The 17431-nt window shown below is 58.4% G+C and carries 17 protein-coding genes; 2 read left to right on the top strand and 15 right to left on the bottom strand.

What is annotated here, in order from left to right:
* Position 1 precedes the first annotated feature (1 nt).
* From purF to pdxB, 9 genes are all read right to left on the bottom strand, one after another.
* The gene (purF, locus tag DVA44_RS06840; RefSeq protein ID WP_103180507.1) at positions 2-1519 is read right to left on the bottom strand and encodes an amidophosphoribosyltransferase; all 1518 of its coding nucleotides are present in this window, start codon (positions 1517-1519) and stop codon (positions 2-4) included.
* A gap of 33 nt (positions 1520-1552) precedes the next feature.
* Positions 1553-2041, bottom strand: a complete 489-nt coding sequence (cvpA, locus tag DVA44_RS06835; RefSeq protein ID WP_039030950.1) for a colicin V production protein — start codon at positions 2039-2041, stop codon at positions 1553-1555.
* Positions 2042-2238: 197 nt separating this feature from the next.
* Complete coding sequence (gene dedD, locus DVA44_RS06830) at positions 2239-2934, bottom strand: cell division protein DedD (RefSeq protein WP_103825191.1); 696 nt, start codon at positions 2932-2934, stop codon at positions 2239-2241.
* Positions 2924-4192, bottom strand: a complete 1269-nt coding sequence (gene folC, locus DVA44_RS06825) for a bifunctional tetrahydrofolate synthase/dihydrofolate synthase (protein WP_114386039.1) — start codon at positions 4190-4192, stop codon at positions 2924-2926. Before folC ends, dedD begins: the two co-directional genes overlap by 11 nt.
* Positions 4193-4260: 68 nt before the next feature.
* Complete coding sequence (accD, locus tag DVA44_RS06820; protein WP_103825166.1) at positions 4261-5166, bottom strand: acetyl-CoA carboxylase, carboxyltransferase subunit beta; 906 nt, start codon at positions 5164-5166, stop codon at positions 4261-4263.
* 142 nt (positions 5167-5308) lie between these two features.
* Entirely contained in the window at positions 5309-5968 is a 660-nt protein-coding gene (locus tag DVA44_RS06815) for a DedA family protein (RefSeq protein WP_103825167.1), read from the bottom strand.
* A 28-nt stretch (positions 5969-5996) separates the two neighbouring features.
* Positions 5997-6809 (bottom strand): tRNA pseudouridine(38-40) synthase TruA, encoded by an 813-nt coding sequence (gene truA / locus DVA44_RS06810; RefSeq protein ID WP_103180516.1) that lies wholly within the window; start codon positions 6807-6809, stop codon positions 5997-5999.
* Positions 6809-7822, bottom strand: a complete 1014-nt coding sequence (locus tag DVA44_RS06805) for an aspartate-semialdehyde dehydrogenase (RefSeq protein WP_114386038.1) — start codon at positions 7820-7822, stop codon at positions 6809-6811. The genes truA and DVA44_RS06805 overlap by 1 nt, the downstream gene beginning before the upstream one ends.
* Positions 7823-7889: 67 nt before the next feature.
* Entirely contained in the window at positions 7890-9026 is a 1137-nt protein-coding gene (gene pdxB / locus DVA44_RS06800) for a 4-phosphoerythronate dehydrogenase PdxB (protein WP_114386037.1), read from the bottom strand.
* A gap of 114 nt (positions 9027-9140) precedes the next feature.
* Here pdxB and flk point away from each other — a divergent pair, with 114 nt between their 5' ends.
* Entirely contained in the window at positions 9141-10145 is a 1005-nt protein-coding gene (gene flk, locus DVA44_RS06795) for a flagella biosynthesis regulator Flk (protein WP_114386036.1), read from the top strand.
* Positions 10146-10235: 90 nt separating this feature from the next.
* On the opposite strand, the gene DVA44_RS06785 is transcribed toward flk, so the two are convergent.
* Positions 10236-11414, bottom strand: coding sequence for an MFS transporter (locus DVA44_RS06785; RefSeq protein ID WP_114314357.1), 1179 nt, complete (start codon positions 11412-11414; stop codon positions 10236-10238).
* A gap of 68 nt (positions 11415-11482) precedes the next feature.
* On the bottom strand, positions 11483-12700 hold the full coding sequence (gene fabB, locus DVA44_RS06780) for a beta-ketoacyl-ACP synthase I (protein ID WP_114386035.1): 1218 nt from the start codon (positions 12698-12700) through the stop codon (positions 11483-11485).
* A gap of 157 nt (positions 12701-12857) precedes the next feature.
* Here fabB and mnmC point away from each other — a divergent pair, with 157 nt between their 5' ends.
* Positions 12858-14861, top strand: coding sequence for a bifunctional tRNA (5-methylaminomethyl-2-thiouridine)(34)-methyltransferase MnmD/FAD-dependent 5-carboxymethylaminomethyl-2-thiouridine(34) oxidoreductase MnmC (gene mnmC, locus DVA44_RS06775; RefSeq protein WP_168194460.1), 2004 nt, complete (start codon positions 12858-12860; stop codon positions 14859-14861).
* Between the two features lie 97 nt (positions 14862-14958).
* On the opposite strand, the gene DVA44_RS06770 is transcribed toward mnmC, so the two are convergent.
* Genes DVA44_RS06770 through mepA form a run of 4 tightly spaced genes read right to left on the bottom strand, consistent with a single transcriptional unit; the run spans position 14959 to position 17431 of the window.
* Positions 14959-15240 (bottom strand): YfcL family protein, encoded by a 282-nt coding sequence (locus DVA44_RS06770; RefSeq protein WP_114386033.1) that lies wholly within the window; start codon positions 15238-15240, stop codon positions 14959-14961.
* Between the two features lie 9 nt (positions 15241-15249).
* The gene (locus DVA44_RS06765; RefSeq protein ID WP_114386032.1) at positions 15250-15798 is read right to left on the bottom strand and encodes an elongation factor P hydroxylase; all 549 of its coding nucleotides are present in this window, start codon (positions 15796-15798) and stop codon (positions 15250-15252) included.
* A complete protein-coding gene (locus DVA44_RS06760; protein WP_114386031.1) occupies positions 15798-16607 on the bottom strand; it encodes a sulfite exporter TauE/SafE family protein in 810 nt (269 codons plus the stop codon). The genes DVA44_RS06765 and DVA44_RS06760 overlap by 1 nt, the downstream gene beginning before the upstream one ends.
* Positions 16607-17431, bottom strand: a complete 825-nt coding sequence (mepA, locus tag DVA44_RS06755) for a penicillin-insensitive murein endopeptidase (protein ID WP_114386030.1) — start codon at positions 17429-17431, stop codon at positions 16607-16609. The genes DVA44_RS06760 and mepA overlap by 1 nt, the downstream gene beginning before the upstream one ends.

Raw genomic sequence — 17431 nt, 5'->3', positions numbered from 1 at the left:
CTTAACCTTCGTTATGCATCTCTAAACTTTCGAGATCGTTCGCCAGCTGGACGGCTTTCGCGTCGTCGTTGCGCAGCGAATCGAGGTAGTCCAGGTAGCCCTGATCCACATCTTTGGTTACGTAGATACCGTTAAACACCGAGCACTCGAACTGCTGAATATCCGGGTTCTCGGCGCGCACCGCGTCGATCAGATCGTTCAGATCCTGGAAAATCAGGCCGTCGGCACCGATGATCTGGCGGATCTCATCCACTTCACGACCGTGGGCAATCAGCTCGTTGGCGGTAGGCATATCGATGCCATACACGTTCGGGAAGCGAATCTCCGGTGCCGCAGAGGCCAGATAGACCTTCTTCGCACCCGCTTCACGGGCCATCTCGATAATCTGCTCTGAGGTGGTGCCACGCACGATGGAGTCATCCACCAGCAGCACGTTCTTGTCGCGGAACTCAGCGCGGTTGGCGTTCAGCTTGCGGCGCACCGATTTACGGCGCAGCTGCTGGCCCGGCATGATAAAGGTACGGCCAACGTAGCGGTTCTTCACGAATCCCTGGCGGTAAGGTTTACCCAGAATACGCGCCATCTCCAGGGCGATATCGCAGGAGGTTTCCGGGATAGGGATCACCACGTCGATATCCAGGTCTTCCCACTCACGGGCAATCTTTTCGCCGAGCTTGGTTCCCATATTCACACGGGCGCTGTAGACGGAGATCTTGTCGATGAAGGAGTCCGGACGGGCGAAGTAGACATATTCGAACAGGCACGGATTGCTGACCGGGTTTTCCGCACACTGACGAGTAAACAGCTGGCCTTTCTCGGTGATGTAAACCGCTTCGCCAGGTGCGACGTCACGCAGGAACTCAAAGCCCAGGGTATCCAGCGCCACGCTTTCGGAGGCCACCATATACTCGGTGCGGCCGTCGCCAATATCGCGCTTGCCCAGCACCAGCGGGCGGATGCCGTTAGGATCGCGGAAGGCAACCATACCGTGGCCGATAATCATCGCGACGCAGGCATAAGCGCCACGGATCAGACGGTTAGTGGCGGCTACCGCGGCAAAAATGTTGTCAGCTTCCAGCGGATAGTGACGGAAGTTATCCAGCTCGCTGGCAAAGACGTTGAGCAGGATTTCAGAATCAGAAGTGGTGTTAATGTGACGACGCTTCTCTTCAAACAGCTTCTTACGCAGCTCGTGAGCATTGGTCAGGTTGCCGTTGTGGGCAAGCGTAATGCCATACGGCGAGTTAACGTAGAACGGCTGAGCTTCAGAGGCGCTGGAACTGCCAGCAGTCGGGTAACGAACGTGACCAATACCCATGTTGCCTTGAAGACGCTGCATATGGCGGGCTTCGAACACATCGTTTACCAGGCCGTTGGCCTTACGTAAACGGAAGCAGTTGTGTGCATCAATGGTGATGATACCCGCAGCATCCTGCCCACGGTGCTGAAGCACCGATAATGCGTCATAAATAGACTGGTTTACCGGCATGAAACCGGCGATACCGACAATACCGCACATTCGTCATTTCCTCGTTAAGCCACATCTCAGGGTTTATGCCCTGGGCAAAAAACTCGACGAGCTTTGCAGATAGTCAAAGAACCATCTGATGATGAAGCTGAACTGCGGGATAAGCTGCGATTTCTGCCAGTCTTCACTTTTTGAGAACCCGGTAAAGGTATCAAGGAAGAACAGTATCGCGGCAACAATCAGCGCGCCTCGCAATGCCCCGAAACAGATCCCCAGCACCCTGTCCGTTCCTGACAACCCGGTTTTCTCAACCAGCTGACCAATCACGTAGTTAACAATGGCGCCGACAATCAGCGTCGCGATAAACAGCACCGCGATGGCAATCCCATTTCGAACCAGTTCATCTTCAAAGCCCGTGAACCAGACAGACAGGTAAGTGTAGTAATGACTGGCAACAAAGAAGGCACAGCCCCAGGTTACCAGCGATAACGCTTCACGAACAAAGCCACGGATCAGGCTAACCAGACAGGAAAAACCTATCACCGCAATGATGGCGTAATCAATCCAGACCATATGTGTCCCACGATCAAACGCCCTGTCATCCAGTTCGGGGCGAATTCTAACAGAAAAAGAAAACGTTTGCGTAGGGATTTCCTTCCCGCGCTTAAATAAAAAAAGCGCTGAAAAAATATTCAGCGCCCCAGGCGGGTTACCTTCTCAGGCAATCTGCTGCGCCTGTTTTTGCCTTATCCCGTAAGTGAGGGAAACCCTCAATTCACGCTGTAGTTCATCACCACGCCGCTCAAACCCGAGAGTTTATTCAGCTCTCCAAGCGATCCCTTCAGCTTGTCTCTCGACGCATCCGGCCCTACGAGAATACGGGTGATTTTACCCTGTACCGGTGTGGTAGGTGAAGTGTAAACGCGATACCCCGCGCCACGGAGTTTAGCCACCACCTCGTTGACCTTATCGGCGTTTTTCAGGGCACCGAGCTGCACAACGTAGGCTTTGCCGGTCGGGGCCGGTTTTTCTTCTGCCGCCGGTTTGGCCGGTGGGGTTTCTGTCGCCGCTGCCAGCTGCTGGCTGGTGTTATCGCGCTGCGGCTTCTCAACCGGTTTCGGTTTTTGCACCGGTTTTGGCGCGTACTGCTCTACCGGCGCCGGAACGGGATCCAGCTCGTTGTTGTTTCCGGCTGCCAGACGCGCCGGATCTAAGGATGGCGCCGCGGCATCGCCTGCGCGTACCTCTTCAGCTGCCCCTTCTGGTGGCTGTGCAGGCAGAGCCTGTGTTGCCGCCGGAAGCATGTCCGGCTCATCCCGATCGCCCGGTTTCGGCACCAGCGGGATCGCCGCAAACTCATCCTGATAATGTTTTTTCTGTCCATCAAGCAGCCCAGGGAGAATAATCACCCCCAGCGCCACCAGCACAATGGTGCCTGCTAAACGGTTCTGAAACTTACTTGCCACCGGTTCTCCCCGTATCCATTACGTCCATGACATGTGCCACCGTGTGGAACGAACCACACACCAGCACGGTATCTTCTGGTCTGGCATCGGCCATCGCCGCCCGCCAGGCCTGCGCCACGCTATCAAAGCGCTGCCCTGCGCCGAGATGCGCCATCAACTGTTCGGCAGTCGCCCCGCGTGGGCCTTCCAGAGGGGCACAATACCAGCTATCGACCACACTCTCCATGCAGGCCAGCGTGCCGCCAATATCTTTATCATGAAGCATACCGATAACCGCCAGCACACGCCCGGTTTTTGGCAACGATTTGAGACGTCCTGCGAGATACGCCGCGGCATGGGGGTTATGCGCCACATCCAGAATCAGACGCGGTGATTCGCTGACTATCTGGAAACGCCCCGGCAGAATCGCATGCTGAATGCCGTCGCGCATCGCCTGCTCCTCTACCGCCAGACCACTGGCGCGCAGTGCGGCCAGCGCCGTGGCGGCATTTGGCTGCGGTACCTGGGGCAGCGGCAGGTTATCCAGCGCGCCCGCTGCATCTTCAAAGCGCCAGCCGCTTTCCGTCACGCTGTAGCGCCAGTCGACATCACGGCGCTGCAACAGCGCCCCTTTCTCCTGCGCCACGTCAGCAATGGTGTGCGGCATATCGGGTTCGCCGACGATAGCCGGTTTGCCCGGGCGGAAAATACCGGCTTTTTCACGGCCAATGCTCTCGCGATCGGGCCCCAGCCAGTCAGTATGATCCAGCGCGATGCTGGTGATTACCGCCACATCCGGGTCGACAATATTCGTGGCATCCAGACGCCCGCCTAACCCGACCTCAAGGATCACCACGTCCAGCTGCGCCTGCTTAAAGAGCCACAGCGCTGACAAAGTGCCATATTCAAAATAGGTCAGCGAAATATCGCCGCGCGCGGCTTCGATCTCTGCAAACGAGGCGGTGTGCGCGGATTCGGCTAATTCTGTATTCTGCACCCGCACGCGCTCGGTATAGCGCACCAGATGGGGCGAGCTGTAGACCCCTACTTTGTAGCCCGCCGCCATCAGCATCGCTTCCAGGGTGCGGCAGGTGGTGCCTTTGCCGTTGGTACCCGCCACGGTGAAGACAAAGGGAGCCGGTTTCAGAACATCAAGGCGCGCCGCGACCTGGCTGACGCGCTCAAGTCCCATGTCGATGGCTTTACTGTGCAGGTTTTCCAGATAAGAAAGCCACGCGGCCAGAGGCGACGTGGCTTGGGGAAGAGTAGTATTTTCCATGTTGCGCGCTTTTCAGTTACGGTTAGAAAGCAAAAGGGCAGCGCCACTGGCCCTGCCCTTTTCAGTTATCAGGCCTCGGGTTCCTGATCCGGTACCACCACGCCTTCGCGCGGCTCATCCGGGCTCGGCGATGGCAGATTCATCAGCTTCGCCAGAATGCTGGCCAGTTTCAGGCGCATCTCCGGACGGCGAACGATCATGTCGATAGCGCCTTTCTCGATAAGGAACTCACTGCGCTGGAAGCCCGGCGGCAGCTTTTCACGTACCGTTTGTTCGATAACGCGCGGGCCGGCAAAGCCGATCAGCGCTTTCGGTTCAGCGATATTCAGATCGCCCAGCATCGCAAAACTTGCCGATACGCCGCCCATGGTTGGGTCGGTCAGCACGGAGATGTACGGCAGACCGCGCTCCTGCATTTTCGCCAGCGCTGCGGAGGTTTTTGCCATCTGCATCAGCGACATCAGCGCTTCCTGCATACGGGCACCACCGGAGGCGGAGAAGCAGATCAGCGGACAGTTGTCTTCCAGCGCCTGCTCAACGGCACGCACGAAGCGCGCGCCCACTACGGAGCCCATTGAGCCGCCCATAAAGGAGAACTCAAACGCCGCCGCGACAACCGGCATCTCGTGCAGGGTGCCTTTCATCACCACCAGGGCATCTTTCTCGCCGGTCTCTTTTTGCGCAGAGGCCAGACGATCTTTGTATTTCTTGGAGTCACGGAACTTCAGCACATCTTTTGGCTCAAGCTCGCTACCCAGTTCAACCAGAGAACCTTCATCCAGCAGGCTATGCAGGCGGTTACGCGCCGACATACGCATGTGGTGATCGCACTTCGGACAAACTTCGAGATTACGCTCCAGTTCGGCGCGGTACAGGACCTGGCCACAGCTGTCACATTTAGTCCACACCCCTTCAGGAATACTCGCTTTGCGGGTTGGGGTGATATTGCTTTTAATTCGTTCAATCCAGCTCATTGATAACCTTTCTGCCTGAACCAGGTTTGCTGCAAGGGGCGCATAATGCCATTTTTGCCCCCGACCGACCATGAATGTTGCACATTAAAACATAACAGCCCGAAACTTTGGATAAAAAAGTGGTCGAACCGCAGTCGTGCCTTTATTTTGCTTGTTTTGCCGCCGCGCGACGGTGACGAATCACTTCGATGACGCCCGGCAGAATGGAAACCACAATAATCCCTACGATCAGCAACTTAAGGTTTTCCTGGATCATAGGAATGGTCCCGAAGAAATAACCCGCGTAGGTAAAGCTCAGCACCCACAGCAGCGCACCGGTGACGTTATAGAGCGCGAACTGACGGTACGACATATGACCCATACCCGCAACAAATGGGGCGAAGGTTCTGACGATGGGCACAAAGCGCGCGAGAATGATGGTTTTACCGCCATGTTTCTCATAAAACGCATGGGTTTTATCGAGATAGCTGCGACGGAAAATCTTCGAGTCCGGGTTACTGAATAACCGCTCGCCGAACAGCCGCCCTATAGTGTAGTTCACCGCATCGCCAAGGATGGCGGCAATCAGCATTAACACCACCATCAGGTGAACGTTAAGGTCGTTGGTCTCCAGCGACGCCAGCGCGCCCGCCACGAACAGCAGCGAATCGCCCGGTAAGAAGGGCGTCACCACCAGCCCGGTTTCGCAAAACAGGATCAGGAACAGAATGGCATACACCCAGACGCCATAATCAGCGACCAGCTCTGCCAGGTGAACATCGATATGCAGAATGAAATCGATCAGAAAGCGAATTAAATCCATATTGTCTAAACCTTTATTGCCACGGCTATCAGTCCGCTAAGAACAGCGGGCCCATTGGCGGTTTTGGAAGGTCAAAACGATCCGGGTAATCGACCGAGACCAGATAGAGCCCTTCCGCTTTCGCCGTTGCTGCCGCCAGCGTTCTGTCCTTCGCCGCCAGCAACTCTGCAATCCAGCTCTCCGGCTGGTGTCCGGCGCCTACTTCCATCAGGCTGCCTGTAATATTCCTGACCATATGATGAACAAAGGCATTCGCTTTGATGTCCACCACCACATACGCGCCATGCCGGCTGACGTTAATGTGCATCACGTTGCGCCACGGTGTGCGAGACTGGCACTGTACGGCACGGAACGAAGTAAAGTCGTTTTCGCCAATCAGCGCCTGCGCCGCGCGATGCATGCGATCGGCATCCAGCGGCTCGTAAAAATGGGTGACGCCCTGGCCCAACACTGCCGGACGAAGACGCTGGTTATAGATGATGTAGCGGTAGCGGCGCGCGGTGGCGCTGAACCGCGCATGAAAATCATCCGGCACATTTTTGACCCAGCGTACCGCGATGTCACCAGGCAAATTCGCATTTACCCCCAGCGTCCAGGCCGCGTCTTTTCGCACTGCGGTGGTTTCAAAATGCACCACCTGCCCCGTACCATGGACACCGGCGTCGGTACGCCCCGCGCACAGGACATTGATGGGCTCATTCGCCACCTGAGAGAGCGCTTTTTCCAGCTTTTCCTGGACGCTGCGCACCTCATTCTGACGCTGCCAGCCATAATATTTACTGCCATCGTACTCAATACCGAGGGCAATCTTATGAACGGGCTTTTGCTCCACTTCAGACATTAGTACAGATACTCCTGCACCAGTTTTTCAGCGATTTTCACCGCCATCAGCGCGCCGCCGAAACGCACGTTATCGGCGACCGACCAGAACTGGATCTGCTCCGGCATACCGTAATCGTTACGTACACAGCCAATGGAGAGGTGCGCGTTGCCCGTTGCGTCGCCCACTTGTGTCGGGAATTCGCTCTCTTCAGACAGCTCAATATCTTCACCACGGCCAAAGGCGTCGCGCGCCTCTTCCGCTGCCAGCGGACGCATGGCTTCAAAGCTCACCATCTGGGCATGGCCGTAGAACACCGGGGACTGCACGCAGTTGGCGGAGATCATCAGCCCGTCATCCTGCAGGATCTTACGCACTTCATCGATGATACGGCGCTCTTCGCGCACGCTGCCTTCACGATCCGGCAGCAAAGGCAGCATGTTGAACGCCAGCTGACGACCAAAGAAATCCTCTTCGTCCACCGGAATACCGTTCAGGAGCTTCGCGCTCTGCCCCGCCAGAGCATCCACCGCTTTTTTACCGCGGGCAGAGACTGACATCAGGCTGGTTACGGCGATACGGGACAAGCCACCTTCGTCGATGAGCGGTTTCAGGGCGCTAAGCAGCTGGCTGGTCAGGCTGTCCGGGACGGCGATGATGTTACGGTTGCGGTAGTCGGCCAGCACGAAGGGGTTCACCTCCGGCACCACCAGCGGTACGTCCGGCTCAAGGGCAAACAGGCCGCTCAAATCAATGACCAGACAGCCCGCGTTGGTGGCCTCTTCAATATATGCTGCGGAGGCGTCGACCCCGGCCGCGAAAAAGGCCAGCTGCGCCTGGGTCCAGTCGAACTCAGCCGCATCCTGAACCATGACGGATTTACCCGCAAAACGCAGGTGCTCGCCCGCGCTCTCATTACGCGCCAGGGCATAGATGTCGCCCACCGGGAACTGACGCTCAGCAAGGGTTTCGAGCAGGGCTTCGCCCACGGCGCCCGTTGCGCCCAGTATGGCAATGTTCCAGCCTTCAGACATGGTGGTTTACTCCAGAAATAAAAAAGCGTCCCTGGCGGGGTATCCGCCAGGGAGCATTAAGAAGACATTAACGAACCGGGTGATGAACGGCGTTGAAACCCAGCTTATGCAGCAGCGACGCCGCAGCAGGATCATCACACATCACATACAGAGAGGACCATTCGCGGCGCTCAACGTAATGCTTACGCAGCTTGTCAAACTCACCCGGTATACCCGCTACTTTTCGCAGCAGCGCGTCATCGCGGCGCACATCATACACTAAATGCACCAGCCTTTTCAGCGTTCCCTGATCCAGCGGGCCGTGCAGGGTAATGCGGCCAAAATCCGGGGTTGGCAGCAGGGTATCCAGCGCCACCTGCTGGGATTTACCGATAAAGGCACTGTACGCCTCAAACACTTGGGTGGTGCCGCGGGCTTTACCTTCGAGGGTGTAACCCGCGATATGCGCGGTACCGATATCCACTTTGTCCAGCAGGGCCACGTTGAGATCCGGCTCCGGCTCCCACACGTCCAGCACCACGCTCAGATCCTGACCAGCATCCAGGCGCTGCAGCAGGGCCGCGTTGTCCACCACCGGGCCACGGCAGGCATTAATCAGGATGGTGCCCGGCTTCAGGCGGCTAATCAGAGCGTCGTCTGCCAGATGGCGCGTTTTATACGGCCCGTCTTTAAACAGCGGCGTATGGAAGGTGAGCACGTCACACTCGGCCACCAGCTCATCCAGGCTGCGGAAATCCCCTTCATCGCCACGGTCAGCGCGGGGCGGATCGCACAGCAACGTGCGGATACCTAACGCCTCAAGGCGCTTTTGCAGGCGACCGCCGACGTTACCGACCCCGACAATGCCTACGGTGCGATCGGCCAGGCTAAACCCGTCACGCTCGGCCAGCATCAGCAGAGAGGAAAAAACATACTCCACGACGGCAATAGCGTTACAGCCCGGTGCGGCGGAAAAGCCAATCCCGGCCTGCTTCAGCCACGCGTCATCCACATGATCGGTTCCTGCGGTTGCCGTGCCGACAAATTTGATCCCTTTGCCAGACAGCAGCGCCTCATTCACTTTGGTCACTGAGCGCACCATCAGCGCGTCGGCATCATCCAGCTCAGCGAGCGGAATGGGACGTCCAGGAACGGCCTTAACCTCACCCAGGCGGCTGAACAGCTCGCGGGCGTAAGGCATATTTTCATCAACGAGGATTTTCACGTCTGAGTACCTGTTTGAGAGGAAGAAAACCTGTCAAGTGTGCCATAATCTGGCCGCCAGGCATATACGTAAACCTGGTTAACGATGAGTAACGACTTTAAGGATTTTTTGCCGATGCAGCCCATTTCAGGTACGCCGCCACAACCTCCGGGTGATGGCCCGCGTCCATCCCACGTCGCGGGCGAACAGCCCCTCTCCACACAACAACGCACTGTACTGGAACGTCTGATCACCCGGTTAATCGCCCTGACGTCGCAGCAGAATGCGGAGGTGTGGGCCGGAGTGAAACACGATCTGGGATTAAAGAGTGATGCGCCCATGCTGTCGCGCCACTTCCCTGCTGCGGAGCAAAACCTCAACCAGCGCTTGAACACCGCCCAGCAAAACCATACCACCCGGCAGATGGTCTCCCGGTTGACGGAGCTGCTGACCCAGGGCAATAACCGCCAGGCGGCCAGCGATTTTATTCGCCAGCAGTATGGCCAGACCGCTTTGAACCAGCTGACGCCCGAGCAGCTCAAAACGGTGCTGACGCTGCTGCAAAATAATCAGCTCAATATTCCGCAGCCGCAGCAGCGCCCGGCCACGGAGCGCCCGCTGCTGCCTGCCGAACACAATACGCTGAAGCAGATGGTGACCAAACTTGCCGCCGCCACGGGCGAGCCGACCAAGCTCATCTGGCAGTCGATGCTGGAACTGTCGGGGGTGAAAGCGGGAGAGTTAATCCCGGCAAGGCAGTTTACCCACCTTGCCACCTGGCTACAGGCACGCCAGACGCTGAGCACGCAAAGCGCGCCAACCCTGCACACCCTGCAGGCTGCGCTGAAGCAGCCGCTGGAGGCCCAGGAGTGGGACAGCATTCAGGACTATGCCCGACAGAACTGGCAGGCGACGCCGCAGACGGTGCTGACCACCGCCCAGGTACAGGATCTGCTCAACGAGATCTTCGTCCGCCGCACCGAGCGTGAAGCTGGCGTGACGGAAGTGCGCAATATCCAGCCGATCTACAGCCCGCTCTTTGCCCCGGTAGTGGAAACCTTCAAAACGCTTTCTGCCCGTCCAGGCCTGATGTTGGTTGCTTTAATCATTGCGCTGGCGATTTTCTGGCTGGTTGCCTGATGTTTTGCCCGGTGGCGCTACGCTTACCGGGCCTACAAAAACACAACCTGCAGGCCGGTTAAGGCGTAGCCGCCACCCGGCAACAAACCGCTAAGATTTCCGAAACGCCACCAGCGTCACCACAATCCCAACCACCGCTGAAACCGCCCCCGCCAGGAAGACCGACGGATAGCCAAACGAGGTGGCTAATAGCCCCGCCAGCGGCCCGGTCACGCCGTATGAGATATCCTGAAAGGCGGCATAGCCACCCAGCGCCGTGCCCCGCACCTGTGGGGCAACGCGTTTAACCACCTCAACACCCAGCGCCGGGAAGATCAGCGAACAGCCGCAGCCGGTCAGGGCTGCCCCCAGCAGTGCTACCGGCGCGGTTGGCGCCTGCCAGAGCAACACCAGACCCACGGTTTCAATCACCAGCGACGCCACCGCTACCTTCACGCCACCATAACGATCCGGCATCCAGCCGAACAGCACCCGCATCAGAACAAACGCGCCGCCAAAAGCGGTGAGCGTAAAACCGGCCATCGCCCAGCCGCGGCTCATAAAGTAGAGCGAGACGAAGGTACCAATCACCGCAAAGCCAACGCCCTGCAGCGCAAGGCCCAGGCCTGGCTGCCAGATCTGCCCCACCACGCTCCACAGGGAGGGACGTTCGCCTTTATGAGCCGGAACTTTACGCACCGTGCCGTTAAACGCCCATGCCAGCAGCGGCAGTGCCATGGTGGTGGCGGCCAGCGCCGCAAAGCCAAACTGACTGTTGATCAAAAGACCCAGCGGTGCACCCGCAGCCAGCGCACCATAGATAGCCATCCCGTTCCACGACATCACTTTGCCGGAGCGCGCGGGCCCGACCAGCCCCATCCCCCAGGTGAGTGTGCCGGTCAGGAGCTGACTTTCACCAAAACCGAGTATTAAGCGCCCTACCACCAGCAGCGCGAATTTATAGGCCGCCTCCACTGGCAGCAACGCGGCCAGTAACCATGCGCCACCCGCCAGTGCGCAGGCGAACATGCCCTGCAATGCCGAGCGTTTTGCGCCGTGCTGATCCGCCAGCCGTCCGGCATAGCCGCGGGTTAACACCGTGGCTAAAAACTGAATACCCACGGCGATGCCGACCATGGTGTTGCCATAGCCCAGCTCCTGATGCACAAACAGCGGGATCACCGGCAATGGCAGGCCGACGGTCATATAGGTGAGGAATACCGCAAAGGCGATACGGAACAGCGAGACGTTGCCGGAAGCGGCGTTTTTATCTTTGGTAACGGCCGTCATGCATAACTCCATGTTCAGGCATAAAAAAAGGGAGCCATCAGGCTCCCTTCTACTATACATTCAAACGCTTATGCTTTCAGCTTACGCATCACCAGCGTGGCGTTGGTGCCGCCGAAACCGAAGCTGTTGGACATGACGGTAGTCAGTTCACGCTCGGTTGTCGCAGTGACGATGTTCAGACCTGCGGCCTGCTCGTCCATCTCTTCAATGTTGATGCTCGGCGCGATAAAGCCGTTTTCCAGCATCAGCAGAGAGTAGATCGCTTCCTGCACGCCAGCCGCACCCAGGGAGTGACCGGTCATGGCTTTGGTGGCGGAGATAGCCGGGCTGTTGTCGCCGAACACTTCACGGATAGCACCCAGCTCTTTCACGTCGCCTACCGGAGTAGAGGTACCGTGGGAGTTCAGGTAGTCGATTGGGGTATCAACGCCGTGCATCGCCATCTTCATGCAGCGCACTGCGCCTTCGCCTGATGGAGCCACCATGTCTGCACCGTCGGAGGTTGCGCCGTAGCCAACAATCTCAGCATAGATGTGCGCACCGCGGGCCAGAGCGTGTTCCAGCTCTTCCACCACGACCATACCGCCGCCGCCTGCGATAACAAAGCCGTCACGGCTTGCATCATAGGTACGGGAGGCTTTTTCCGGGCATTCGTTGTATTTGGTGGACAGAGCACCCATCGCATCGAATTCACAGGCCATTTCCCAGCCCAGCTCTTCGCCGCCGCCAGCAAATACGATGTCCTGTTTACCCAGCTGGATCTGCTCAACCGCGTTACCGATACAGTGTGCGGAGGTCGCGCAAGCGGAGCTGATGGAGTAGTTTACGCCGTGGATTTTGAACGGGGTCGCCAGGCAAGCGGAAACCGCTGAACCCATCGCTTTGGTCACCACGTATGGACCCACCGCTTTCAGGCCGCGCGGGCTACGCATCGCGTCCGCACCAAACACCTGCGCTTTAGAGGAGCCGCCGGAGCCAGCAATCAGACCCACTCGCGGGTTGTTTTGATAAACCTCTTCGCTCAGGCCAGCGTCAGCAATCGCTTCCTGCATAGAGAGATAGGCGTAGATGGAGGCATCGTTCATGAAACGGACCACTTTGCGATCGATCATGCCCGTGGTGTCCAGTTTTACATTACCCCATACGTGGCTACGCATGCCGGAATCTTTAAACTCTTCAGAGAAGGTGATCCCGGAGCGTCCTTCACGCAGAGATGCCAGGACTTCCTGCTGGTTATTACCGATGCTGGAAACGATGCCCAAGCCAGTAATCACTGCACGTTTCATTCAATACCTCTGTAAGTCGCACTATTTAAGTTTCGAGTCGCACAATAGCGTACACTTGTACGCCGAACAAGTCCGATCAGCCATTTTCTGCGGAAATTTGCACCATCAGACGCACATCGTTAAGATCGCGGCACAGCCTGTCAGACGAGTAACTTACGTGAAACAAAACGCTATACAACCCGCCAACCTCGAATTCAACGCTGAGGGTACACCTGTTTCCCGAGATTTTGACGATGTCTACTTCTCTAATGATAACGGACTGGAAGAGACACGTTATGTTTTCCTCGAAGGAAATCAGCTGAATTCCCGTTTTCCGCTGCATCCCCGCGATCTCTTTGTGGTGGCGGAGAGCGGATTTGGCACCGGGTTGAATTTCCTCACCCTCTGGCAAGCGTTCGATCGCTTTCGTGCGGCACACCCTGACGCTACGCTGCAAAGGTTACATTTCATCAGTTTTGAGAAATACCCGCTGGCCGCCGACGATCTCCGTCTGGCGCATCAGCACTGGCCGGAATTAGCCCCCTGGGCGGAACAGCTCCAGGCCCAGTGGCCGCTGCCTATCGCAGGCTGTCATCGCCTGCTGCTGGACGGCGGGCGCGTCACGCTCGATATCTGGCTTGGGGATATTAACGAACTCACCGACAAGCTGGATGACTCCCTGAACCAGCAGGTTGACGCCTGGTTCCTCGACGGTTTTGCCCCGGCCAAAAACCCGGATATGTGGACCCCAGAGTTGTTTGCCGCCATGGCGCGTCTGGCGCGGCCCGGTGGCACGCTCGCCACCTTTACCTGCGCCGGGTTTGTCCGTCGCGGCCTGCAGGAAGCAGGCTTCACCATGAAAAAAACCAAGGGCTTTGGCCGCAAGCGCGAAATGCTCGTCGGGGTGATGGAACAGGATCGCCCCTCCCCTGCCCGCACCCCGTGGTTTGCCCGTCCGGCCAGCGACGGGCGCGAAACCGCCGTGGTGGGCGGCGGGATTGCCAGCGCGCTGCTGTCGCTGGCGCTGCTGCGCCGTGGCTGGCAGGTGACGCTCTACTGCGCCGACGATGCCCCGGCAGCGGGTGCCTCCGGCAATCGTCAGGGGGCGCTCTATCCCCTGCTTAGCGCCCACGATGCGGCGCTGAGCCAGTTTTTCCCGGCGGCGTTCACCTTTGCCCGCCGCCTGTACGACACCCTGCCGGTGGCCTTTGATCATGCCTGGTGCGGCGTCACCCAGCTTGGCTGGGATGAGAAGAGTCAGCAGAAAATTGACCATATGCTCGCTCTGGGCCTGCCCGAGCAGATTGCGATGGCGGTAAATGCCCAACAGGTGGCGGAGAGCATTGGGGTACCGACCGGCTGCGGCGGGATCCAGTATCCGCTCGGCGGCTGGCTGTGCCCGGCGCAGCTTACCGCGGCGGCGATCGCGCTGGCGCAAACTCTGGGCCTGCAGGTGCACTATGGCCGCAAGGTAACGTCGCTGGCGCAGACCGACGCCCGGTGGATGTTGCAGTTTGCCGACGGTGAGCAGGCGCAGCATGGCAGCGTGGTGCTGGCGAACGGACACGGCATCAGCCAGTTCAGCCAGACCGCACCACTGCCGGTCTACCCGGTGGGTGGCCAGGTGAGCCATATCCCGGCGGCCCCGCAGCTGAGCCAGCTGCGCCAGGTGCTCTGCTACGACGGGTATCTGACCCCGCAAAATCCGGCCAACGGCCAGCACTGCATCGGCGCAAGCTATCATCGCGGCCAGACCGAACCGCAGTACAGCGATGAGGACCAGCAGCATAACCGCCAGCGTCTGCTCGACTGTTTGCCGCAGGCGGCATGGGCGCGTGAGGTGGATGTCAGCGCAGGCGAGGCGCGCAACGGTATTCGCTGCGCCACCCGCGATCATCTGCCGATGACGGGTGCGGTACCGGACTATGAAGCCACGCTGAAGGCTTATCAGGATCTCGCCAGCAACACATCCCAGGCGGTCAGCGCCCCGGCGTTCCGTAATCTGTTTATGCTGGGCGGGCTGGGCTCCCGCGGACTCTGTACGGCGCCGCTGACGGCGGAGGTTCTTGCCGCCCAGATGAGTAACGAGCCGATCCCACTGGACAGCCACACGCTGGCCGCGCTCAATCCGAACCGGTTATGGGTGAGGAAGTTGTTGAAGGGGAAGAGGGTGAAAGCGTAGGCCCGGTAAGCGTAGCGCCACCGGGCGTCTGGCAAAGGAGCCGTTTTAACGCCGGGCGGCGCATTCGCTTGCCCGGCCTACATGTCCAGGCGCTAACTTATGACGTCAGGCTGGCTTTGTGAAACAAGGTTTCCCACATGCCCAGCACTAATGACTGGTCGCGCGGAGAGAGTTCGCCGGCCAGAATCGCTTTTTCCAGGCTGCGGGAGACTTCAGCATGCACCGCGTCCGCAGAGTGGTCATCACCGGCTTCCAGTTCGGCGACGGCCAGCGTCAGGTGACCACGCAGATAACCGCTGGCAAACAGTTCATCGTCACTGGCGTGCTCCACCATGTCATCAATTAACGCCAGAATGCGTGATTCAAATTCTGCGATCATCTTCTTTCCTCAGTTAAGATCTTCCGGCCACGGGAAGTGTTCCGCCGTGATGTCCGGCGTGTGGTAATAATTCTGTAAAGCCTTGATCAAGCGCGCCGGACGTTCCGGGATGCCTTTCTCAAGGTACTCCATCACCTGCGCGTGCACGCGGCGCTGGAAGGCAATACGGTCTGGCTCGAAGTCGCCCTCGAGATTGTCGCAGCTGACGTTGAACGGAAATCCTGCCGCCACGCAGAAGAGCCATTCCAGCGCCTGGGGTTTCACTTCCACATCTTCAAATTGCCCCTGGGTCGCAGCGTCACGCCCGTCCGGGCAGTACCAGTAGCCAAAGTCCATCAACTCGCGGCGCGCTTTACCGGCAATGCACCAGTGGGATATTTCGTGCAGCGCACTGGCATAAAAGCCGTGGGCAAAGACGATCCGGTTGTACGGTAGCTCTGCATCTGCAGGAAGATAGATCGGTTCGTCGTCGCCTTTAATCAGACGGGTATTAAAATCTTGTGCGAAGCAGCCGTCGAAAATCTCAATCAGCTGTTCGTATTTATGCGTACTGTTCATTAGTTCATCCCCAACCAGTGGAGGATCTCCTGTCCGTGGCTGTCATAAAGAAGTTTGGCACTCATCACAGCCGAGACAATGACAATCATCGGACGGATAAGCTGTTGCCCTTTGCTTAACACCAGACGCGAACCTGCCCGTGCGCCCAGAAATTGTCCGGCCATCATTACGAAGCCGGTCGCCCAAATCACCTTCCCGCCGATGATAAAGAGCAGCAGACCACCGACATTAGAGGTGGCGTTCAGCACTTTCGCATGGGCGGTGGATTTGGCGAGGTTGAAACCAGCCAGCGTGACAAACGCCAGGGCGTAAAACGACCCGGCTCCGGGCCCGAAGAAGCCGTCGTAAAAGCCGACGCAGCCGCCCGCAATCAGGGCAAACGGCAGACCGTGCAGGCGGCGCTGGCGATCTTCTTCCCCTAGCTTCGGCATCAGTAAAAAGTAGAGGCCAATGCAGATGACGAGAATCGGCAAAATCTGGCGCAAAATATCGGACTGCACATGCTGAACCAGCAGCGCCCCGCTGGTCGATCCAATAAAGGTCATCAGGATGTTGAGCTTCTGATCGGCCAGGCTCACCACTTTGCGGCGGATAAAATAGAGCGAGGCGGATAACGATCCGCCACACGCCTGCAATTTGTTGGTCGCCAGCGCCTGGGCCGGGTTCATGCCCGCCGCCAGCAGGGCCGGAACCGTCAGTAACCCGCCGCCACCGGCCAGGGCATCAATAAACCCGGCCAGCATGGCGATGAAAAACAGCGCCACCAGCATCAGCGGCGATACCATAAACAACTCAGCAAAATGGTCCATCACAGGGCATGCTCATCCAGTAGCGCCTGGCAGGAAGGCGGCAACGGAGGCGGTGTCTTCTTCTCAGGCTTGGTGGTTCCAGGTTTCGCTGGCTCAAACCAGCTTTGTAATTCCGCGCCGCAGCCATCGCCTGGCGGCGGTAACGGTTGATCTTCACACTCGAGGCTGTTCGCCGGGCATCGCAGGCGCACGTGCATGTGCGCGCGGTGCTGGAACCACGGCCGCACTTTACGCAGCCAGTCGCGGTCGGTGCCAGCATCCTGGCAGAGCTGCTGCTTGATGGCCGGGTTGACGAAGATGCGCGTGACGTCGTTATCTTCCGCCGCCAGCTTGATCATGCTGGAGACCTCCGGTGACCAGCGCGACGGCACCACCCGCTTGCCATCGCTGGAGACCAGATCGAGCGCCTGCGGCTTCAGCAGTTGCGAAGATGACCAGCGCGTTTTCGGCAGCTGGAGGAAGATATCGACATCCAGCCCGGTCTGGTGGCTGGCGTGGCCGCCGTTAAAGCGTCCGCCTGCCGGCATCCCCATATCGCCCACCAGCACCGTGCCGAGTCCCAGGTTATGCACCTGGTTACCCAGCCGCTGAATAAACAGCACCAGGTCCGGGTGGCCGAAGTAGCGGCGCTGGTCGGTACGCATCACCTGATACGTATCCGACTGCAGAGGAAGTTCCTGCGCACCAACGATACAGCCATTAGAGAAGGCCCCAATTGACTGGGCGCTGCCCGCCACCGGATGGGTGATTTTTTGCCACGGCGTTGCCGCCAGAGCGGCTCCACTGGCAAGCAGCGCCAGCAGAGCAATTGCGGTTTTTTTCAT

This window comes from Leclercia sp. W17 (genome assembly GCF_003336325.1).
Taxonomy (GTDB): domain Bacteria; phylum Pseudomonadota; class Gammaproteobacteria; order Enterobacterales; family Enterobacteriaceae; genus Enterobacter.
The sequence above is the reverse complement of the archived record's forward strand: the minus strand, read 5'-3'. Positions and strand labels throughout refer to the sequence as shown.